This is a genomic window from Exiguobacterium sp. BMC-KP, assembly GCF_001275385.1.
In the GTDB taxonomy this organism is placed as follows: Bacteria; Bacillota; Bacilli; order Exiguobacteriales; family Exiguobacteriaceae; genus Exiguobacterium_A.
Genome location: NZ_LGIW01000015.1, coordinates 1038340 through 1060749 on the forward strand (window position 1 = coordinate 1038340; position 22410 = coordinate 1060749).

A 22410-nucleotide genomic window follows, 5' to 3' on the forward strand; every position below is an offset into this window, starting at 1 on the left:
AGGACTTGCATTGATGAAGCGCTGAACGTCATGATACGGAATGTTTGCGTCATTCTTTCATGAAAGTGCCTTCGTTACTATATTACTACTCTTTTCTTGTGTGTGCATTTCGAATTCCCAAATTCTTGCGCTCAAATGTATAAGTTTTTCTTATGACCCCTTGATCAGTAATTTATGAACAAGTAAAAACCGACGTATCTGCACCGAGATACGTCGGTTTGATCATAATACCTTACTGAGAAACGATTGAGTCCGTTCATGTTGCGGAGCATCAAACAATGCTTGTGGCACATTCTCTTCGACGATGTATCCACCATCCATGAACAGAACGCGATCGCCAACTTCACGAGCAAATCCCATCTCATGAGTCACGACGACCATCGTCATCCCTTCAAGAGCGAGTTGTTTCATGACGGCAAGCACGTCACCGACCATTTCTGGGTCAAGTGCAGACGTCGGCTCGTCAAATAACATGATTTTTGGATTCATCGCGAGCGCTCGAGCAATCGCAACTCGTTGCTTTTGACCCCCAGACAACTCTCCCGGATAATTGTCAGCTTTTTCACGTAATCCGACTTTATCAAGGAGTTCAAGTGCTCGTTTTTTCGCCTGTTCTTTATCCGATTTACGGACTTTAATTGGTGCAAGGGTGACGTTCTCAAGTACAGTTTTATGCGGGAAAAGATTAAAGTGTTGAAAAACCATCCCGACTTCTTCTCGGACTTTGTTAATATCAACTTTTGAACTCGTAATATCATGATTATCGATGATGACCGTACCACCCGTAATCTCCTCTAGACGATTCAAGCAGCGAAGGAACGTGCTTTTACCAGATCCAGACGGACCAATGACACAAACGACTTCTTTTTCGGCAATCGAAACGTTAATATCTTTTAGGACCTCGTTCGAACCAAATGATTTCTTTAGATTCTTCACTTCAATGATACTCATCGTAATGTAAACCTCCGTTCCAAGAACTTCGCCACTAAGGACAATAGATAAATGATGACGAAGTACATCAATCCGACAACGGACCAGACGATGAATGGTTCAAACGTCGTTGACTGCTGGACTTGTCCTTGTTGTGTCAAGTCAGCAATTCCGATGATCGACAGCAACGACGTATCCTTTAAGCTAATGATCGATTGGTTCGTAATCGTTGGTAACATCCGCCGAAATGCTTGTGGCAGGATAATTTGTACCATCGTTTGACGCCCTGTCATCCCGAGTGAACGGGCTGCTTCTGTTTGTCCTTTATCAATCGACTGGATACCTGCTCGAATGATTTCCGCAAAATACGCGCCGGCATTGATTGCGACCGTCAGTATCCCTGCATACATTCGGTCCATTGATAACCATTCGAGCGAATTAAGTCCAAAATAGATGAAGAATAACTGGACGATGAACGGTGTTCCGCGAATGACATCAATATAGATAATCGCAATTCCGTTTAAAATCTTTGATGGAGACAAACGCATCAAGGCAACGACTAATCCGATCAGAAAACCGACGATGACAGCAATGATGAAAATATACAACGTGACTTGAAGCCCTTCCAAGAAAAATGGAAATGCGGTTTTGACCACTTCCATTGGCTATCCCACTCCCTTATCGCCTTGCGACTTATTTTAAATACGTGTCGACGATTTTGTCGTATTCACCGTTTTCTTTCAGGTTCGCAAGTCCTTTGTTGATTTTCTTCATCAGATCTTCGTTCTCACCTTTTAAGACAGCGATTCCATAATTATCTCCGTTGAGACGATCTCCGACCAGTTTTAATCCAAGATTTTGTTGTTTGTTTGCATACGAGATGACTGGATAATCTTCAATCAAGGCTGCTGCGTTACCGTTCTTCACTTCTTGGAACATTGCTGGACTATCATTGAACTGCGTGACTGTGAAACCAAGTTTATCTGCGTTATCCGTTGCATATTTTGCGCCAGTCGTTCCTTTTTTGACGGCTACTTTTTTCCCTTTAAGATCGTTGACAGATTTGATACCATTTTCATCTTCTTTGACGACTAGAATAAGACCAGCTTTGAAGTATGGATCTGAGAATGTAACGACTTTTTTCCGTTCTGGTGTAATACTCATCCCAGCAATCGCAACGTCCAATTGATTCGCTTGTAGAGCCGGAATGATACCGCTAAAGTCCATTGCTTCGAATTGAATCTTAAAGTTCTGATCTTTGGCGATTGCTTTCATGAGATCAATATCAATTCCTTTGTACGTATCTCCGTCTTTATACTCGAACGGTGGATACGTAACGTCGATACCTACCTTATACGTCTTTCCTTCTGACGACTCTTCTTCTTTTGAACCGATACTACATGCACCAAGCACGAGAATACAGCTCATCAAGAGCGCTAGCAAGATACTCCCTTTTTTCATGTTTGCTTCCCCTCTCCTATGTCTTAAAGAATGTTGTCTCCACTTAGTACTTTCCCTGAAGAGTACCCTCTTTAAAACGTATTTTACCAGAAAAATTCTAAAAAGATAAACTTTTCTGAATGTTTATTCGATACAGCCGTTTTCTATTCAAACAAAAAAAGTAGGCAATCCATCATTGGATTGCCTACTTCAACCATTTATGCCGCCGAGAGGACTTGAACCTCCACGGTGTTGCCACCACTAGATTCTGAGTCTAGCGCGTCTACCAGTTCCGCCACGACGACGTTGATTTATGATATTAATATAGCGGGTAATGAACTGAGTTGTCAATCATTTCGCAAGATGCTCCGCACGAACTTCTCAACGACCTCGTCATATAATGCGGGGTCTTCAAAATAGGCCATAGCATGCGCAGCGTTCGGAATGACGACAAGTTCTTTTTCCGTCGGACATGCTTCGTATAACTCATACACCATCTCCGTTGGAACGAACGTATCCGCTCCACCATGAATGAAGAGGATTGGCACCTGTGCTTTTTTAACTTGTTTTAAAGCAGATGCTTCTCGGAAGGAGTAACCAGCTTTCAGTTTCGTCAACAGACTTGTCATGCCTAAAAACGGGAAATGTGGCAATCGATACATTCGTTTCATCTGATATGCAAGGACTGCATTGACGGACGTATAGGCACAATCCGAAATGATCCCTTTAATTTGTGGTGGAAGTTGTTCGCCGCTTGTCATTAAGACGGTTGCGCCTCCCATCGAAACGCCATGTAAGAACAACTTCGCATCTTGTCCGATTCGTTCGATCAGATAGTTCGACCAGCTAAGGCAGTCTTCACGATCATGCCATCCGAATCCAATATAATGACCGTCGCTCATCCCGTGTCCGCGGTTGTCAGGCATCATAACGTGAAAACCAGCTTGATGGTATAAATAGGCGAAGCCAGCTAAATCCGTACCGACGCCTCCATATCCATGCACAAGGATGACAATTCGATCAGACGGCACTACTGCCGGAAGAAAATGTCCACGTAATGTTAAACCATCCTTAGCTTGAATCTCGATTCGCTCAAGCGGTTGTTCCTTGATCCATGTCTGACCAGGTTGCATCAATCGGACCATCTCGTCACTTAAGTCTCGATTATTCGATAAGAAGGGTTTTGGATTCGTAGCAATCGCCATTTCATAAAAATAATAACTTGCTGCCACTAGTCCGGATCCGATGACCCCTAAACCAATTTTTGTTCTCCGACGCATCTGCTTCACTCCCTCTTTCAGTTATAACTCGATTTTCAATTGAGCAGTATGGTCGTCTTCTTCATCCTGCAAGACTTGTTGACGTAATCGTTGTTCCTGTTGCTGGCGCCGGTAAGCAAACTCTTGTACGAGCTCTGCTCCTGTAAAACCGTCTTCTACGAGTTCGCTTAAGAGTTCGGTCTCTGTCTCGACGACCTCACCGGGACGTCGCATGACGAGAACATCTCCTACTTGCGCGACCAACAACTCATCTTCTAATCGTAGTGCATCATAAAAAGGTTCCGGTAACGTCATCCGACGTGTCTCCGGGTTGATGTGGACTCGTTTATAAACGCCTAATGCTTGAAACTTACGACGTGCCATTGAGTGCTCTCCTTTTAATTAAACGTAATATCAATTCGTGAGTCTTTTCCTTGAATGCGTATTGTACCTGTCGCCCCATTGACTAAGGTCAATTGCGGTGGTTGATGACCGATATCAAGGTCATATAAGACCGGTAAGCCCGTTTCATCTGATAGATTTTGATACACGTGTAGCCATGTCAGATCTTCAACAATCTGCGCAGACGTGCGACCAAATAAAAAGCCAGACGCATGATTGAACCAGCCGGCGTATGCCATTTGTCGTAATGTCCGATGTACCTCTGCTGAATTTGCTTCTGACACCTCGAAATACCAAAGAATTGCTTCCCCGTTTAACTCGTCTCGCTGGAACCGATCAACATCTCCATATGGTGTTCCAATCAAATGACGAATCGTCTCAAGACAACCGCCAAGCAATCGTCCTGTCACTTCTGTTCGCTCATCGAGTGCTTTCCATTCTGTCTGTTCCGTCAGTTGAAAGATAGAACGCTCCGCATGTTCATCGCTTACCCAATCAGCTTGATAACGATCGGAAGCCCATTGTGTGACGCTTCCTCCCGATACCGTTGCTAATACCCGTCGCCATGCACTTCTCGTCTCATCCCATTCTTCACTCCGAAGTTCAATGAAATTCGGACCATGTGCTGTCGCGATCCCTGTCTGAAGCGTCAGACTGAGTAATAATGTACTGATGTCTGAATAACCAAGCAGCCATTTCACTTGATAAGCAGATGGCGTCAATTCAGGTAAAATGTCAATCGCACGTTCTCCGCCAAATGGCGGGATGACGGCATCAATCGTCTTATCCGTCATCATGCGATTTAATTCTTCAGCTCTTTGCTTGACCGGCGCACTTTCAGCGTATTGATGCGACCAAATCGTTTCGCCTAAACGGACGGTCATTTGTCGTGCTTGTACCTGTTCTACTGCTCGTTCAACCCATTTATGTTGTTGTTCGCGTAATCCAGAGGAGGGCGCCGTCACTCCGATCGTTTGACCTGTCCAACCTAAAAATGGATATTTCATGGTGACCTCCTATAGTTCGTATTTTTAATATATGTTTCCGTCCAAATATGTGTTTATTATACCGTTATTGTTCTCCATTACCAACTTTTATCCCGCTAGCATATTGCGACCCGAACAAAAAAGTACGATTCTATCTGAGCGACGAGATCTTGGATGTCGCATAGACGAAACCGTACTTTATCTATTTATTAGTTTGAAGCTGACAGCTCAGCGTATTCCTCTTTCGTGAACGCACGGGAACGTGTCAAAAAACGTTTTCCTTCGACACCTTCAAGTGAGAACATTCCACCCCGACCATTCACGACATCAATGATGAGCTGGGTATGTTTCCAGTATTCATACTGATCTTCGTGAATGTAAAACGGACAGCCACCAATCTCTCCGAGTTTTTTATCCTGATCTCCAAGGAAAAGATCGCCCTGCGCAAAACACATCGGGGAACTGCCATCGCAACAACCACCAGATTGATGAAACATCAACGGACCGTGTTTTTCTCTCAACTGGTCGATCAATTCAAGACAAGCTGCCGTCGCCTGAACACGTTCCACCATTTGCATCCACGTCCTTTCTGACTTAGAAGAAACCGAGTTTATTCGGGTTGTAGCTAACGAGTAGATTTTTCGTCCGTTGGTAATGGTTGAGCATCATTTTGTGGTTTTCACGTCCGATACCTGACATTTTGTAACCGCCAAATGCTGCGTGAGCTGGGTATTGGTGATAACAGTTCGTCCAGACGCGCCCAGCTTCGATCGCACGACCAAACCGGTAAGCACGGTTCATATCACGCGTCCAAACGCCGGCTCCAAGACCGTACAGCGTATCATTCGCAATCTCAAGCGCTTCTTCTTCCGTCTTGAATGTCGTGACCGACAAGACCGGTCCGAAAATTTCTTCTTGGAAGATTCGCATTTTATTGTGCCCTTTGAAGATCGTTGGTTGGATGTAATAACCTTCCGCAAGATCCCCTTCTAACATGTTGCGTTCTCCACCGACGAGACATTCGGCGCCTTCAGACTTACCGATTTCGAGATACGAAAGAATTTTCTCCATCTGCTCGTTCGATGCTTGAGCACCCATCATGACATCCGCATCAAGTGGATTTCCGATTTTTATGGCTTTGACGCGCTCAAGAACACGTTCCATGAACGGCTCATAGATTGATTCTTGAATCAAGGCACGCGAAGGACATGTACAAACTTCGCCTTGGTTTAATGCGAACATCAGTAATCCTTCGATTGCTTTATCGAAGAAGGCATCATCTGCCTGCATGATATCCTCAAAGAAGATATTTGGGGATTTTCCACCGAGCTCGAGTGTGACCGGAATCAAGTTTTGCGAAGCATACTGCATGATCAAGCGTCCTGTTGTCGTCTCACCCGTAAAGGCGATTTTGGCGATTCGTTTGCTCGAGGCGAGCGGTTTCCCAGCTTCGAGACCAAAGCCGTTGACGATGTTAAGAACACCCGCTGGTAGTAAATCCTCAATGAGCTCAACGAGTACCATGATGCTCGCTGGTGTTTGTTCTGCCGGTTTTAAGACGACGCAGTTTCCTGCTGCGAGTGCTGGTGCTAGTTTCCAGACAGCCATCAAGAGTGGGAAGTTCCACGGAATGATTTGACCGACGACGCCAAGTGGCTCGTGGAAGTGATACGCCACCGTATCTTGGTCGAGTTCCCCGACTGAACCTTCTTGTGCACGAATGACTCCAGCGAAATAGCGGAAGTGGTCAATCGCGAGTGGTAAGTCCGCGTTGAGTGTCTCACGGACTGCTTTCCCGTTTTCGAGTGTTTCCGCATAAGCGAGCATCTCGAGATTTTCTTCCATTCGATTGGCGATCTTATTTAAAATATTTGAACGTTCCGTTACAGATGTTTTTCCCCATGCTTCTTTCGCAGCATGCGCTGCGTCAAGAGCGAGTTCGATGTCTTCCTTAGTAGAACGAGCGACTTGGCACAAAACCTTACCGGTAACAGGTGTCACATTATCAAAATATTCTCCCCCGACAGGTGCCGTCCACTTTCCATTAATGTAGTTTTCATACCGTTCCTTGTACTGTACTTTTGACCCTTGCTTGTTCGGAATGTCGTAAATCATGCGTTATTTCCTCCCTTAACTAAAATGGTCAAGCAGTGAGACGGTTGTTTGTATGCGCTTACATTTTAAAACAGGCTAAAACAGCCCTCTCGATACCATCGTACCAAAATTATATGAAAAGTCAAAAAATTCCGGTAACTATTTATGTTTTTTTCGAAAAAAAACATCTCCGTTTTCAGGAGATGTCTTATGGTCAAGACCGCGTTGGGTCAATCCCATCTTCTTGGTCAGATGGCGTATCGGAACTACCAAAGTCACTTACCTTCGAGAAACCGTCCGTATCGCCATCGATGTCTTTTCCACGTGCTGTCACAGATGGGTCGAGCACGTCTTCTTCGCTTGGTCGCGAATTGGGATCGTTTTCGTTTTGTTCCGCTTCTTCTTTCGCATGCTCGATACATAATAACGTTTCCGGAATGATATCAAGACGTTCGATTTCAATCTCTTTTCCACAAATTTTACAAGTACCGTATGTTCCATCTTCAATTGCTTTGAGAGCGCGATCGACATCCGACAGCATATCTTCTTGCATTTCCGTAATCGCTTGATCGCGTTCGCGTAAGAACAACTCGTCACCTGAATCGGCAGGATGATTATCGTAACTCGACAATTCGCCTTCATCGTAATCCGTATCGCGTTGTTCAATATTTGATGTTGTTTTCTCTTTTTCTTTTAATAAACGTTGTTTGAATTCTTCCGTCTGTTGTTTTGATAACATGTTTATTCGACTCCCCTTCATTAGCACCTCTGTTAAGAATGTAGCCTATTCAGAGAAGAGTTAAACCATTATGAACATTTGTACGAACGAATCGACCCATGCAAATCACAGATGACCGTCATACATTCATTTCCGTCATTAAAACAAATCTGGTGCGATCGTCCGTTTTTGGATGTCGAGATATCGTCAATCCATAGTTGTGAAGCATCTGCTGAAGACAACATGGCGATCTTGTCGCGAATCAAAAATAAATCAAACGGCAATAAATTTAAGGACTGAATCGACAATCCATGTTTACGAAACAATGGATCAAGTTGATACTGAGAAAGACTGTACAAGCACTTCTCCGCCCCACCGATTAGTAACTGAATCGAATGAGACGGTTCATGGCTATCGATCCTTTCCTTATGAAGGATAATCCGTCCTCGAACACCTGACTCATTAAAGATACGTTGTGTATCTTCTTGAGAAAGACGTGTTCCACCGTCTTTAACCTTCAATACGATATGTGCGAATTCTGCAAAATCCGGTTTACCGATCTCAAGCGCTGGGATATGACGGACTTCTTCGCGCTCAATGATTTCAATTAAGTCACGTTCGACTTGGATACTAACAGTACCTGTCGAAAAGACACGAACATCAATTACAAATTGATCAAGTACCGTATTTACTTCAATCGTATACGTCAAATCCAGATTTTTTTCCTGTTCCACTAATAAGCGATTCAATATAAGTTGATGTAATAAGTGGACTGGCGTTTGAGATAAAAATTGACTGGAATAAATCAAGTGTTTTGGTCCTGTTCCTTTTGTTACTTTCGGTCGTGCTCCATTTAATCTATATACGTTGACTTTATAATTTAACATATGCTCACCTTCTCTTACCTGAAAAATCGGAATAGAGATGTTCCGTTTATATAGCGTACAATGTATTTCAATCATTAAATATTCGAAAACGAATATTCCAAATTGAATATACACATAGCATTTAATTTGTGATAGATGTCTTTGTTCCGTTCTATTCAATAATAAAAAAACACCTTCCCACACGACGTGAAAGGTGTTAATTATACGAGAGACTTACGCAATCGAATTAACTTGTTGTTGCATTGCTTCATAATGTTCGACGATTCGAGAGCCAAGTGGATCCGTTGCTGATAATTGGAGATATGCGTTTAAGGCGTCTTCAATTCCATTTTTCGAGATATACGCATTTAATTCTGAAGATTCTGAATCATTTGGATCGAAATAGGTCAATGCAGCTGCAATTCCTCGTGCTAATCCGTCCGCTTCGATTCCTCGCTCCATCAATTCCTTCGCAGGTTTGACGAGTCGGTCACTTGGGCTCAGTTTACGAATCGGTGAGCGGGCAACACGAATGATTTCATCGTGAATCCGTGGATTCTCAAAGCGTTTCATATTCTTTTGGATATAAGCGCTATGATCGACTGGGTTGAAACCATACTTTTCAAGTAACAACCAACCTGTTTCGTATAGTGCTGTCTGGACACCACGACGAATGCGGGGATCCGTTAGACTTTCGGCAATCGTCTCTTTCTGGAACAGTGCCCCGAGATACGAAGCAATTGCATGTCCCGTATTGACAGTGAAGAGCTTCCGCTCGATGAACGGTTCGATGTTCTCGACATAGGTTACGCCTTCAATCCGTGGGTACCCTTCCGGAAGTCCTCTCGTCTCAATCACCCATTCGAAGAACTCTTCGACTTCGACGTACAACGGATCTTCATGATGCTGAAGTGGTACGATCCGGTCCACCGCTGCATTCGGGAAATACCGATTCTCAGCAATCGGATGGTGTTTTGCGACTTCTGCTTGTAGATGTTTTGATCCACCAATCATGTTCTCGCAAGCAATGACATAGACGGGTGTTTGATTATCACGTTGCCGTAACCCTTCCGCAATCAAAGGAGCTACTTTTGATAACAGGCTAGGTCCAACTGCTGTCGTAATCACGTCCGCCTCGCGAATCGCCGCGATGACCTGTTCAGGTTCAGTAATGCTATTAAGCGCTGTGACACCCTTGACATGTTCACGCCCACCTTGCTCTGAGGCATATCCGACCTCATAGGTGTTTCTTGCTTTTAACGCATCTACGACCGTCGTATTGACATCAACGAAACAGACTTCGTAGCCTGTTTTGACGAGTTGTAAGCCGATGAATCCGCGTCCAATGTTTCCGGCACCAAAATGGATGGCTTTCATGCTTACACCTCCGCTGTTAACAAAGCGATGATTTCTTCTTTTGATGTCGCTGCCACAATGCGATTTACGTTTTCTTCGTCAGAGCAGATGACTGCGATATTTGATAGTAACTCAAGATGCTCATCACCAACACCGGCTATCCCGATGACAAGTCGTGCTTGTTCCGTTCCAAATGTTACGCCTTGCGGTACTTGCAAAATCGATAGACCAGTTTTTTTGACTTGTGATTTTGCCGCCTCTGTTCCGTGGGGAATCGCAACATCGTTGCCGATGTAGACCGTTGATAACGCATGACGCTCATGCATCGATTCGATGTATCCAGCTTCGACATATCCGTAATCGACGAGAAGTTGACCAGCAGCCGTAATGGCTGCTGTCTCGTCTGCAAATTGTTGATCGAGTAATACAAGTTCCGGTGAAAGGTTCATAGTCGTTGTCATGTTTATTCCTCCTTGAGTATCTCTATCTTTTTTTAAGAAATTTTGTTGCGTGCTGTTTCGATTTCATGCACAAGTTGATCATAATATCCGGCATTTAAGAAGTTATCGACTGACCGATGTTCTGCCGTTGGTACTTGCTCCATCGCCCGCTCCGTCAAATCACGATGCGTGATGATCAGTTCCGCGTTTTCTGGCAATTGACTGATTGACGTATTCGTCACCTTGATGGGTAACCCCGCCTTATTGATTTTATTACGAAGGACGGATGCTCCCATCGCACTCGAACCCATACCCGCGTCACAAGCGAAAATGATATGTTCGACTTCCGCGAGCGGTTTCGCTTCAGCTGATACGAGCGTCGAAGCGATCGATTGTTTTCCTTTCATCGCACTGACGTTCGCGCTTGCTTCTTCAAGCGATGTTTCTTTTGCTTTACTCGTTTTCAGAAGAATAGTCGAGACCAAGAATGTCACGGTTGCAGAGACAAGAACTCCAGCAATCAATCCGAGGTAAGAACCACGTGATGCCATAAGGAAAACAGCAATGATACTACCTGGAGAAGCCGGTGCAACTAATCCAACATCAAATAGAACGAATGTGAGAATACCGCTCATTCCACCAGCAATCATTGCAAGTAGTAAGACTGGTTTCATCAAGACATATGGGAAGTAGATCTCGTGAATTCCACCGATGAATTGAATGAATGCTGCACCTGGTGCTGTTTTCTTTGCTGCACCCGATCCGAAGAACGAATAAGCAAGCAATAGACCAAGACCTGGACCCGGGTTTGCTTCGAGTAGGAACAGCACCGATTTACCAACTTCATTTGCCTGATCAAGACCAAGTGGGCTGAGGATACCGTGGTTAATAGCGTTATTTAAGAATAAAATTTTTGCGGGTTCGATAAATAAACTAGCAAGCGGTAATAAGTTCGCGCTGACGATTGCACCAACTGCTGCTGCCATGATATCGTCAAGACTTGTCATGAGTGGACCGAATACTTTGAAACCGCCGAGCATCAATAATCCACCGATGATCCCGACAGAGAAGTTATTGACGAGCATCTCAAGACCTGGTTTGATTTTTCCTTCAATCAGTTGATCAAACTTTTTAATGACATATCCGCCAAGTGGTCCCATGATCATGGCACCGAGGAACATCGGAATCTCTGTTCCAACGATGACCCCCATTGTTGCGAGGGCACCGACGACGCCGCCTCTGACGTCATGCATTAGTTTCCCACCTGTGTACCCGATCAGCAACGGTAAGAGATAGGTAATCGTCGGACCGACGAGTTCACCGAGATCCTTATTTGGTGCCCATCCGGTTGGGATGAAGAGTGCCGTGATGATCCCCCAAGCGATGAATGCACCGATGTTTGGCATGACCATACCACTTAAAAAGCTTCCGAACCGTTGTACTTGAACACGGATCCCCCGTGCTCCATTTTGAGCTGTCGCCATTGCGTTAGCCTCCGTTTCATGTATGAGTTGATAAGATGATTGCATTGCTATGCCCTTATTGTAAGAGCACTGCAAGCGCTTACTCAATCTTTCCTAGTTCAGTCTTTGTCCAAGAAGTTGGACAGATGGAAAAGAAGCTTGCTACACCTAAAAAAAATCCCTGTCACTTCAGCAATCGAGTGACAAGGATATCTGTTAAGAATGACCAAGAACTTGGTCGATGACCGTTCGAAACGTTTGATTCAGAAGCGAGCGAATCGTTTGTTCTTCACCGAATTCGAATTGATCCATTTGCTCAGGACTTTCGATGATCGCGGCACTGATTGAACTGAGTAATTCGAGTAACTCGTTTGATGTCTCTTCTGGTGCGACGAGAACGAGAAGCCGTTCGACGGACTGCAACTGTTGATCCATCCCAAGTAAATCGATCGGCTCAGGCAGTTCAAAGATCAGGAAGCCGCCCTGTTGTATCGTCGTATCCCGTCCATGGAATAAGGCAAGCCGCGTACCTGGAATACCGAGACCCGACATCTCATGACGGCGTAACAATTGTGCGGATAGCGCTACTGCAGACTTCGCCAACCCTTGTTCGACCATGCGCGTACTGATCTCAAACAATAAGGATTCAATCCCTTCGTCCACGCGTTCCAAACGGTCCATCTTGAATCCGTTCGTCACTTGAATGGCTGACGTAACGAGACGTTGCAATTGCTCAAGGTCGAGCCATTCCGATTTATGTTGCCGTGGTGCTGGTTGAAAGGATTTTGGTAAAGCGAGAATCAACTTACGAATCCGTTCAACCTCGTCTTGTGGAAGTAACGGATTGACGAGTAGATGTGGTGGACGAATATCAGGTAACGGTACAGTCGATAAGACGAAATCATACGATTCAATAGGTAATCGTTCAATCCCAAATAAGGATGAATTATCGATATGCTCAAGTTCAGCGAACTCTTGCCGTAAGCGATTCATTAATAATTTTGAAGAACCGAGTCCAGCAGAACAGACAACTAAGACACGATAAGGTAACTTAGGAGTTGGTTTACTCAGAACAGCACCAAAGTGCATGACCCAAAACGCTAAATCCACGTCTTCGAATGTAGCATCGGTGAAGATCGAGAGCGCTGCCTGTTTGACCGCATCAAACAGACGGGGATATTCTCGTTCGATTTGTTTGATGACATACGACGGATTCACGCTATTTTGACGGGTGTACGATTGAATATGCGATACAAGTCCCCGCTCTAACGCATGATCCTTCGTAAAGTTTGTTCCATACAAAAGAGATACCTGCTCAATCAATCGTTTGACACGCAGTCGAGTGACGAGTTCTTCTGTATCTCCCTCATCTGATTGAAAGAACGTTCGTAACTCTTCCGATAACCATTGGCGTTCAGCAATTGATAACGGATCAGGCAATCGCTGTTCGACCCGTTCTACCCAATTGAGAATCTCGACCGGATAAGCCTTCAATTCGTAAGTCATCGGAAATTGATCTTTCCGCAACGCTTGTAAGGCCAGGCTGAGTGTCGCGCGCATGATTTGCCGGTCATTCAATCGTCCCTCTTTTGTCAACGGTGCAATGACTGCGTAAGCTTGATTGATCATCTCGAGCCATGAAGTTCGGTTCATTCGTAACAAGTGAGGTAACTGACCAGCGTCTCCCTGCAACAACCGATAGAAAGCGAGGACATCCCATTGTGTAAAGATCAATGAGATTAATAAGCGGCGTTTGTTGATCTCTTCTCCGATAACTTCGGCACCAATACCTTTTTTACGCTTGATTTCAAGATTGTATTGGAGGAACCAATCATCGATTCGTTCCAAATCCTGACTGACTGTGCTCGGTGCTACATACATCGCATGTGCAATCGCTTGTAATTTGACCATTTCGTTCTCTTGCAGTAGCCGATATGCCAGTTCGACTTGGCGATCCTCTGCAGTTGGTAATTGTTTATGTGACAACAATAATTGTTCCCGCAATTCATGTTTGGCTTCATCCGTTCCTTCAATCAATAATCCTCTGCCACGGACGTATGTCAGACGTAAGTCGTGCCCTTCCAAAGACTGGGCAAGACGATCTCGTTCCCGCTGAACCGTTCGTTCCGAGGTCTCGAGCGTTTCAGCAATTTCTTGTATTTGAACGGGTTCCTCACGTGTTAGGAGGAAAAATAAGATATCGTGTTCTCGTGGTGTGAACTCAGTCATTTTGCCTCACTCTTTTCTGCCAAGATTCGAGGACGACATCGTATGCAACCGGGTCAAGAATCTGGTCAACTGGATGGACGTGACATTGGACTTTCCAGACGTGACGATGAATGAGCTGTGTTTCTCCAACAATAAAACATGCCTGGTCAGGGAGTTCATTGATTCGACATGTTTTGACGTACGCTGAGATACCACGCTCACATAAACGCTTTCTCAAAATTGCAGCCCTCATGATACTACTCGCCATACCACTCTCGCATACGAAATAGATGATTTCTGAATCCATCTGTCACTCCTCCTCTTCATTTTATAAGAATAGCAGAAATATTTTCGGTGTTTCATCCCTAAACGACGTCAATAGTTATTTTTGAATTGACATTTAAGTTAGACAAATACAAAAAAGCCTGGATTTCTGAAGTTACCAGAAAATCCAGACTATATAATTCAGCCAGTTTGTTGCATCGTTCTTAAATATTGCCCGACCGCTTCTGCGACTTCACGACCCTCGCGAATCGCCCAAACGATGAGTGATTGCCCACGTCTTGCATCACCTGCAGCAAATACGCCTGGACGGTTCGTCGCGTAACGCGTCGTCTTGATTTTCCCGCGCTCCGATGCAACCGCTAAATGCTCGAGCACGTTTTCTTCCACCCCACTGAACCCGATAGCAATCCAGACTTGATCGACTGGGAAGTAACGATCGCTCCCTTCGACTTCCCCAAAAATCACCTCACCCGATTCATTTGTTGTTTTCGTTGTCTGAATCGTCCAGACACCGGTGACTTGACCAGATTCACTCGTCGTAAACCGCTTGATGGCGATCAAGTATTCACGTGGATCCCGACCGAACTGTTGCAATGCCTCCGCATAGCCATAATCAATCGAATAGAGTAACGGTGTGTCCGGCCACATGTTTCCGGTTGCACGTGTCGTGCCCGGTTGTTCATGTTTACCGAATTGGACAACGGAGCGACACCGTTGTCGAAGCGCTGTTGCTACACAGTCTGCTCCTGTATCGCCCCCACCAATGACGAGAATATCTTTATCTCTTGCGTCATGATCAGGAGACAACGGTTCTTGCGAGAGCACGTGACGCGTCACGCCAGTCAGATAATCCATCGCATAACCGACTCCTCGCGTTGGTGCTTCTGTTAATTTGCGAGGTTCCGTCGCACCGACACACAAGATGACAGCGTCATATTCTGCTTCAAGTGTCGCTAACGTAATGTCTGTGCCAATCGTGACATTCGTCCGAAAGCGAATCCCTTCAGCTTCTAATAAATCAACACGTCGTTGTACGACTTTTTTATCAAGTTTCATCGCTGGTATTCCATACGTTAATAATCCACCGACACGGTCTTCCCGTTCAAAGACAGTGACCTGGTGCCCGGCTTGATTCAGCTGATCAGCAGCTGCAAGACCAGCAGGACCCGAGCCGACAATGGCAACGGAATGTGTCGAACGTATCGTTGGGATTCGAGGCACGACCCATCCTTTTTCAAACCCGATGTCAATGATCGACCGTTCGATATCCTTGATTGCAACTGCAGGTTCATGAATCGATAACGTACACGACCCTTCGCATGGTGCCGGGCAGACGCGACCTGTGAATTCAGGAAAATTGTTTGTCTCAAGCAATCGATCGAGTGCTTCTTGAAAACGTCCTTCCTCTACAAGTAAGTTCCATTCCGGAATCAGGTTATAGACTGGACAACCAATCTTCACTTGATCAAACACTTCTCCTACATGGCAAAACGGTGTGCCGCAGTCCATACACCGACTGGCTTGTTGACTCGCTTCCGCTTCCGTCAAAGCTGTCTTGTATTCGTTAAAGTCACTCACTCGTTCGCTTGGATGTCGTTCCGTACCGCTCGAACGAGCGACTGTCATGAATTGATCGCGTCGTTTCATCGTACCCCTCCTGTTCTTCGTCCAAGATGTGTCTCGAATGCGAGCAACATTGCTTCTTCGGTGTTGTGTCCCTGTTTTGCGAAATCAGCCATCAGTGTCGTGACTTTTTCATATGTCGATGGGATGACACGGATGAACGAATGAATGACATGATCCCAGTTCGCAAGAATCGCATCGCCTTGTTCACTTCCGGTTCGTGCGACATGACGCTCAATGAACGTCTTCAGTCGTGTAATCTCTTCGACATTCGTAACAGGTCCTGTCGTGACGAGTTCACGGTTGACGCGTTGCAAAAATTGTTCGGGATTGCGCGGTAACACATACGCGACACCACCAGACATCCCGGCTGCAAAGTTTTTTCCGACATCGCCAAGGACGACGACCGAACCACCTGTCATATACTCAAGTCCATGGTTTCCGATTCCTTCAACAACGGCGACGGCTCCACTGTTTCGAACAGCAAAGCGCTCACCCGCCTGTCCATTGACATACAGCTCACCACTTGTCGCCCCGTAGAGGGCAACGTTCCCGATAATAGACTGATCGGACGAGACGAATGGAATCGTTCGTGGTGGATGAACGGCTACGATCCCGCCGGACAATCCTTTTCCAACGTAATCGTTCGCTTCTCCTGTGACATCAATCGTCATTCCACGCGGTACATACGCCCCAAGACTCTGACCGGCAGAACCAGTCAATTCGAGCTTCAGACGATCCGTCGGCAGACCGAGTGCGCCAAAACGTCGGGTTAGCATCGCACCGGTTTGTGTTCCGATTGCACGATCCGTATTTTGAACAGCTAATCGAATCGTCTGTGGATGAGTAAAATCTGCTGCTTCTAAATAAGGTGCAACTTCACGTGCGTCGAAGGAACGGTCGACATGATGATGCTGTTGTTCTGCCGGACCATGCGAGACATGAACGAGGAGGCGTGAGAAGTCAAGACTCTTCGCTTTCCAGTGCGTCCGTTGTCGTTCTGACGGTTCGAGTAAATCCGTCCGACCAACAAGATCCTGTAGACGTCGCACACCAAGCTGCGCTAAATGTTCGCGTACTTCCTCCGCTATGAACGTCATGAAGTGGACGACGTCATCAGCAGATCCCGTAAATTTTTTTCGGAGCTCCGGGTCTTGTGTCGCAACACCAACCGGACACGTATCAAGATGACAAGCACGCATCATGATACATCCGACAGCGATGAGTGGTGCTGTCGCGAAACCATATTCGTTTGCACCTAACATTGCTGCTAAGATGACATCCCGTCCGGTCAACAGTTTTCCGTCTGTCTCGAGTACGACACGTTCTCGTAAGCCGTTTAATGTCAACGTTTGATGCGTCTCTGCAAGTCCAAGTTCCCACGGTAGACCCGCATGTTGAATGCTTGTCTTTGGCGAAGCACCCGTGCCGCCATCATGCCCACTGATTACGATGACATCCGCAAGTCCTTTCGCTACTCCGGCAGCAATCGTTCCAACGCCACCTTTTGCGACGAGTTTGACGCTAATCCGCGCTTGATCGTTTGCGCGCTTCAAGTCATGAATCAACTGGGCTAAATCTTCAATCGAATAGATATCATGATGGGGTGGTGGAGAAATTAATCCAACACCAGGTGTCGATGCACGCACACGCGCAATCCACGGGTAGACTTTTTCACCTGGCAATTGCCCTCCCTCTCCTGGTTTTGCACCTTGAGCCACCTTTATTTGTAATTCGTCCGCATGAACAAGGTAATGACTCGTCACTCCGAAACGACCAGAGGCAATCTGCTTGATCCGACTCATCCGGAAGTCACCATTCTCGTCGCGTTCGTATCGTTCCTCTTCTTCGCCGCCTTCACCGCTATTGCTCTTACCGCCCAAGCGGTTCATCGCGATTGCAAGCGTCTCGTGCGCTTCTTTTGAAAGTGATCCGTATGACATCGCACCCGTTTTAAAATACTTGACGATTTCGCTGACAGGCTCAACTTCGTCAATCGAGATCGCTGTTGTTTCTTTGAACGTCAACAGGTGTCGTAACACCGTTGCCGGTTCCTCCTGAATGCGTTGTACATACTTTTGATAGAGCCGGTAATCATTTGTGCGGCACGCATGTTGCAGCAAATGAATCGTCGCTGGGTTAAACGCATGATGTTCTCCTGCTTGACGGTACCGGAAGACACTACCGGATTCTAAATGAATCCGCTCGTCAGCAATCCGTTGTGCCCGTCGGACTTCTTCTTCCATCAATTCGATCGTCATCCCGCTCAGTTGAGATACCGTACCTGTGAAGTGTTGCTCGATGACCGTTCGATCAATCCCGACCGCTTCAAAAATTTGTGCCCCTCGATAACTAAAGACCGTCGAAATACCCATTTTCGACATGACTTTAACGACGCCTTCCGTGACTGCTTTTTGATAACGTTTTTCTACATCCGGTAATCGATCCCCGATGGCGTCATCAATCGTCGCATAGGCAAGATACGGATAGATTGCATCTGCGCCGTATCCGATCAACGTGGCGATATGGTGGACTTCACGTACTTCTCCTCCCTCGACAATCAAGCTGAGGTTTGTGCGTAATCCCTTTCGGATCAACGCATGATGAATTGCGCTGGTCGCAAGCAGAATCGGCATCGGCAATGTTCCTGGTCGGACGAGACGATCCGATAACATCAATAACTCATACCCGTTCCGTGCAGCGGTCACAGCCTCATCAACGACCATCTCGAGCGCTTCCTCAAGCGAATCAGTAAACGTCGTCGAAATCGTTTTTTGCTTAAATCCACATTGTTTAAGTGCATGGGCTTCGTCCGGTCTTAGAATCGGCGTCTCCAACCGAACACGACGACAGTTCGCGCGGTTCGGCGTCAGTAGCTCCCCTTGTCGACCAAGCCATGTCAGCGTCGAGGTGACGATGTCTTCTCGTAACGCATCGATTGGTGGGTTCGTCACTTGTGCGAATAGTTGTTTAAAATAGCGGAATAAGGATTGAGGACGTTCGCTTAGGACAGCTAAAGGGATGTCCGTCCCCATCGCACCTAACGGATCTTTTTGTTCTTCGACGAGTGGAATCAAGTATTGATCGATATCTTCACGGGTATATCCAAAGTGTCGTTGTTTCGTACCAAGTTCGACGAGCGTTTCCTTGAAGTCGTTACTTGAAAGGGAAACGACTTCTTGCGCGAGCCACTCCGCATATGGATGCCGTGTCGCAAGCTCCCGTTTAATTTCTTCGTCTGCGATTAACTGACCAGACGCAAAATCGAGTAAAAGCAGTTCACCTGGTGCTAAGCGTTTTTTGTATAAAATGTCTTGTTCACGAAGAGGGAGTACCCCTGCTTCAGACGACAACATGAAGTGTCCATCGCGTAACAGAACATATCGCGCCGGACGTAGACCATTTCGGTCAAGCGTCGCACCAATTTGTTTCCCGTTCGTAAAGACGATGGCAGAAGGACCATCCCACGGTTCAATCATGCTACTGTGGTACTCATAATAGGCGCGCTTTGCCGGTCTAATTTCGGCGTGTTCAAATGGTTCCGGTACGAGCATCAGTGCTGTCTCAGCGAGCGATAGACCTGACAGATGAAGAAATTCAAAGGCATTATCAAGCATCGATGAATCGCTACCCGTCTCATCTAGAATCGGTAACACTTCCTCTGCCCGATTGCCGTAAGTCGTCTCAGCTAATCGACGTTCTCGACCTCGCATTGCTCGAATGTTTCCTTGCAACGTATTGATCTCACCATTGTGAATCAAATAACGGTTCGGATGAGCACGTTTCCAACTCGGGAACGTATTCGTACTAAAGCGCGAATGTACGATACCAAACCCTGACTGATAGCGTTCGTCCCGTAAATCATCGAAGTATGCGCGCAGTTGATCTGTCGTCACGAGCCCCTTATAAACGATCGTCTCACTCGAGCTACTAAGGACGTACTGTTCAAGACCAAGTTGCTCTGATTCACGTTCAAACGCTCGACGAATTAAAAAGAGTGTTCGTTCGAATGTCAATCCTTCCATCGCCTGTGCGCCAATGAAGCATTGACGAATGACTGGCTCTGTCCGGCGTGCACCCGATCCTAGCACTTCGGACTGCACAGGTACGGTCCGCCATCCTAAAACGTCTTGCCCTTCCGTCAAGATGATTGACTCTAAAGTTCGTTCGAGTCGCATCCGTTCCCGTTCTTCACGTGGTAGGAACACCATGAATACGCCATAATCTCCTTTTTTCGGGAATGAAATGTGACGAACTGTTTCACGAAACAGTCGATCTGGTAATTGTGTCAAGATACCCGCCCCGTCTCCGGTCTTCGCATCGCTCCCTTGCCCACCACGGTGCTCCATTTGACAAAGCATGGCCAATGCATGTTCAACGATTTCATGACTCGCTCGTCCTGTTTGATGTGCGTAAACCCCAATCCCGCACGCATCATGTTCCATTCGAGGGTCGTATAACCCCTGCTGTTCAGGGTATTGATGAAATGTCATAGTAGCACTCTCCTTGCCTTCTTAATTTTCTGTATATTCAGTTAAATTATACTTTACACTCTTTTATGTTTATTCGCTACTATGCATAATCACCATCCGATTCTTCATATCGATACAGAATTGGCATATATCAACATTGATAACGCTTACATACAATTGGATATTCATTCATTATTTTTTTTGTTTGAATTCGACACTTTGCACGCGTATTACTTTGCCCGAACATGTGATTCCGTGGTATTTTTAAGTAGGAACAGCGATACTGATCACGAAAAAAAGAGAGGAATAATACGATGAAAAAAACAATGCAATGGACGGGGCTCTTGATCGCAGGTAGCTCAATCCTATTAAGTGCATGCGGTCAGCAAGAAGAGAAGACAACCGCATTTGATAAGATCCAAAAAGAAGGGACAATCGTCGTCGCGACGGCTGGTACACTGTACCCGACATCTTATCATGATGAAAAAAGTAATAAATTGACGGGCTTTGATGTTGAAGTCGTCAAGGAAGTAGCAAATCGTTTGGATTTAAAAGTGAAATTCAAAGAGATGTCATTTGATGGCATGTTAACTAGCGTGAATACAGGTCAAGTGGATCTTGCTGCTAACGATATTACGATCACTGATGATCGAAAAGAAAAATTCGCTTTCTCAAAACCATACAAATATACGTATGGAACGGCAATCGTTCGAAAAAGTGATTTATCAGGAATCAAGTCACTGGAAGACTTGAAAGGTAAAAAAGCTGCTGGCGAAGCCACTACGACGTATATGCAAATCGCTAAAAAATATGGCGCGAAAGAAGTCACATACGATAATGCGACGAACGATCAATATCTACGTGATGTCTCAAATGGGCGGACAGATGTTATCTTAAATGACTATTACTTGCAAACACTTGCTGTCGATTTCTTCAAGGACTTCGATATTACGATCCATCCTGATATTGCTTACAATCCGAGTCAAGTCGGGTTGATCATGGACTTGGATAACAAGGAACTCCAATCCAACATTAACGAGCAACTTGATAAAATGAAGGAAGACGGTACCTTAAAAGACATTTCGAAGCAGTTTTATGCCGGAAAAGATGTCTCCCAAATGCCTGACGTCAAAACGACGATCGTCGATGTGAACTGACGATGTCATCGATTGATTGGCGGTCCGTCTTTAACCCGGAATTAGCGGTCGAATCATTTCCTTATATTTTGAGTGGACTGGGTCAGACGCTATGGATTTCTTTGCTCAGCATGGCTATTGGTCTCGGAATTGGTTTAATTCTTGCTCTTTGTCGTCTATCTCACCTTCGACTATTACGCATTGGAGCCAGTGCCTACATCTCATTTATGCGCGGTGTTCCGATTCTTGTATTGCTGTTCATGTTATATTTCGGACTGCCAGTCATTAACATTCAACTGGACGCGTTAACGGCTGCAATTACTGGTTTTAGTTTGAATAGTGCCGCGTACATGGCAGAGATTATTCGTTCTTCCTTACTATCGATTGACAGTGGACAGGAAGAGGCCGCAGCATCACTTGGTTTATCCAAGTATCGGACGTTTGTTGGAATCATTTTGCCGCAAGCGATTCGAATTGCCATCCCGCCACTTTCAAATGTATTACTTGATCTTGTCAAAGCGTCATCGCTTGCTGCTATGATCACTGTCCCTGAAATTTTTCAAAAGGCTAAAATTGTCGGTGGACGTGAATTCGACTACATGACCGTTTACTTTGTCGTGGCTTTTATCTACTGGGGCATTTGTTCCTGTATCGCCGTCATCCAAGAGATACTGGAACGACGTTTCGCCCGGTATTTATGACACGTCTCATGCAAATAGGCGCTGGACCACG

At 45.7% G+C, this 22410-nt stretch carries 19 protein-coding genes and 1 tRNA gene; 2 read left to right on the top strand and 18 right to left on the bottom strand.

All coding sequences use genetic code 11. From position 1 onward, the window contains the following. Nucleotides 1-222: 222 nt before the first annotated feature. From ADM98_RS11195 to gltB, 18 genes are all read right to left on the bottom strand, one after another. Nucleotides 223-951 carry an amino acid ABC transporter ATP-binding protein gene (locus tag ADM98_RS11195; protein ID WP_053453584.1) on the bottom strand — a complete coding sequence of 243 codons (729 nt, stop codon included), beginning with the start codon at nucleotides 949-951 and terminating at the stop codon, nucleotides 223-225. Further along, the gene (locus tag ADM98_RS11200; protein ID WP_053453585.1) at nucleotides 948-1592 is read right to left on the bottom strand and encodes an amino acid ABC transporter permease; all 645 of its coding nucleotides are present in this window, start codon (nucleotides 1590-1592) and stop codon (nucleotides 948-950) included. The genes ADM98_RS11195 and ADM98_RS11200 overlap by 4 nt, the downstream gene beginning before the upstream one ends. 31 nt (nucleotides 1593-1623) lie before the next feature. Next, a complete protein-coding gene (locus ADM98_RS11205) occupies nucleotides 1624-2391 on the bottom strand; it encodes a transporter substrate-binding domain-containing protein (protein ID WP_053453586.1) in 768 nt (255 codons plus the stop codon). Between the two features lie 200 nt (nucleotides 2392-2591). Then, nucleotides 2592-2675: transfer RNA gene (locus ADM98_RS11210), tRNA-Leu, on the bottom strand. 42 nt (nucleotides 2676-2717) lie between these two features. Continuing rightward, nucleotides 2718-3650, bottom strand: coding sequence for an alpha/beta hydrolase (locus ADM98_RS11215; protein ID WP_053453587.1), 933 nt, complete (start codon nucleotides 3648-3650; stop codon nucleotides 2718-2720). Between the two features lie 21 nt (nucleotides 3651-3671). Next, a complete protein-coding gene (locus ADM98_RS11220; protein WP_053453588.1) occupies nucleotides 3672-4013 on the bottom strand; it encodes a hypothetical protein in 342 nt (113 codons plus the stop codon). A gap of 14 nt (nucleotides 4014-4027) precedes the next feature. Then, nucleotides 4028-5038, bottom strand: coding sequence for a S66 family peptidase (locus ADM98_RS11225; RefSeq protein ID WP_053453589.1), 1011 nt, complete (start codon nucleotides 5036-5038; stop codon nucleotides 4028-4030). A gap of 188 nt (nucleotides 5039-5226) precedes the next feature. Continuing rightward, nucleotides 5227-5589 carry a DUF779 domain-containing protein gene (locus ADM98_RS11230; RefSeq protein ID WP_053453590.1) on the bottom strand — a complete coding sequence of 121 codons (363 nt, stop codon included), beginning with the start codon at nucleotides 5587-5589 and terminating at the stop codon, nucleotides 5227-5229. A gap of 22 nt (nucleotides 5590-5611) precedes the next feature. Further along, a complete protein-coding gene (adh, locus tag ADM98_RS11235) occupies nucleotides 5612-7132 on the bottom strand; it encodes an aldehyde dehydrogenase (RefSeq protein ID WP_053453591.1) in 1521 nt (506 codons plus the stop codon). 193 nt (nucleotides 7133-7325) lie between these two features. Further along, nucleotides 7326-7850 carry a TraR/DksA C4-type zinc finger protein gene (locus tag ADM98_RS11240; RefSeq protein WP_053453592.1) on the bottom strand — a complete coding sequence of 175 codons (525 nt, stop codon included), beginning with the start codon at nucleotides 7848-7850 and terminating at the stop codon, nucleotides 7326-7328. Nucleotides 7851-7918: 68 nt separating this feature from the next. After that, nucleotides 7919-8716: a hypothetical protein gene (locus tag ADM98_RS11245; RefSeq protein WP_053453593.1), complete on the bottom strand. Its 798-nt coding sequence runs from the start codon at nucleotides 8714-8716 to the stop codon at nucleotides 7919-7921. 213 nt (nucleotides 8717-8929) lie between these two features. Then, the gene (locus tag ADM98_RS11250) at nucleotides 8930-10072 is read right to left on the bottom strand and encodes a mannitol-1-phosphate 5-dehydrogenase (protein WP_053453594.1); all 1143 of its coding nucleotides are present in this window, start codon (nucleotides 10070-10072) and stop codon (nucleotides 8930-8932) included. A gap of 2 nt (nucleotides 10073-10074) precedes the next feature. Next, a complete protein-coding gene (locus tag ADM98_RS11255) occupies nucleotides 10075-10512 on the bottom strand; it encodes a PTS sugar transporter subunit IIA (protein WP_200904897.1) in 438 nt (145 codons plus the stop codon). Between the two features lie 32 nt (nucleotides 10513-10544). After that, nucleotides 10545-11975, bottom strand: coding sequence for a PTS mannitol transporter subunit IICB (locus tag ADM98_RS11260; RefSeq protein WP_053453595.1), 1431 nt, complete (start codon nucleotides 11973-11975; stop codon nucleotides 10545-10547). Between the two features lie 195 nt (nucleotides 11976-12170). Then, the gene (locus ADM98_RS11265; protein ID WP_053453596.1) at nucleotides 12171-14183 is read right to left on the bottom strand and encodes a BglG family transcription antiterminator; all 2013 of its coding nucleotides are present in this window, start codon (nucleotides 14181-14183) and stop codon (nucleotides 12171-12173) included. Continuing rightward, nucleotides 14176-14469 carry a hypothetical protein gene (locus ADM98_RS11270; protein ID WP_053453597.1) on the bottom strand — a complete coding sequence of 98 codons (294 nt, stop codon included), beginning with the start codon at nucleotides 14467-14469 and terminating at the stop codon, nucleotides 14176-14178. The genes ADM98_RS11265 and ADM98_RS11270 overlap by 8 nt, the downstream gene beginning before the upstream one ends. 158 nt (nucleotides 14470-14627) lie before the next feature. Then, nucleotides 14628-16094, bottom strand: a complete 1467-nt coding sequence (locus tag ADM98_RS11275; protein ID WP_053453598.1) for a glutamate synthase subunit beta — start codon at nucleotides 16092-16094, stop codon at nucleotides 14628-14630. Further along, entirely contained in the window at nucleotides 16091-20563 is a 4473-nt protein-coding gene (gltB, locus tag ADM98_RS11280; protein ID WP_053453599.1) for a glutamate synthase large subunit, read from the bottom strand. The genes ADM98_RS11275 and gltB overlap by 4 nt, the downstream gene beginning before the upstream one ends. A 293-nt stretch (nucleotides 20564-20856) precedes the next feature. Between gltB and ADM98_RS11285 the strand changes: the two genes are divergently transcribed. Together ADM98_RS11285 and ADM98_RS11290 are read left to right on the top strand one after the other, a co-directional pair. Continuing rightward, nucleotides 20857-21699 (top strand): transporter substrate-binding domain-containing protein, encoded by an 843-nt coding sequence (locus ADM98_RS11285; RefSeq protein ID WP_053453600.1) that lies wholly within the window; start codon nucleotides 20857-20859, stop codon nucleotides 21697-21699. 2 nt (nucleotides 21700-21701) lie between these two features. Continuing rightward, nucleotides 21702-22379 (top strand): amino acid ABC transporter permease, encoded by a 678-nt coding sequence (locus ADM98_RS11290; RefSeq protein WP_053453601.1) that lies wholly within the window; start codon nucleotides 21702-21704, stop codon nucleotides 22377-22379. Nucleotides 22380-22410: the final 31 nt, after the last annotated feature.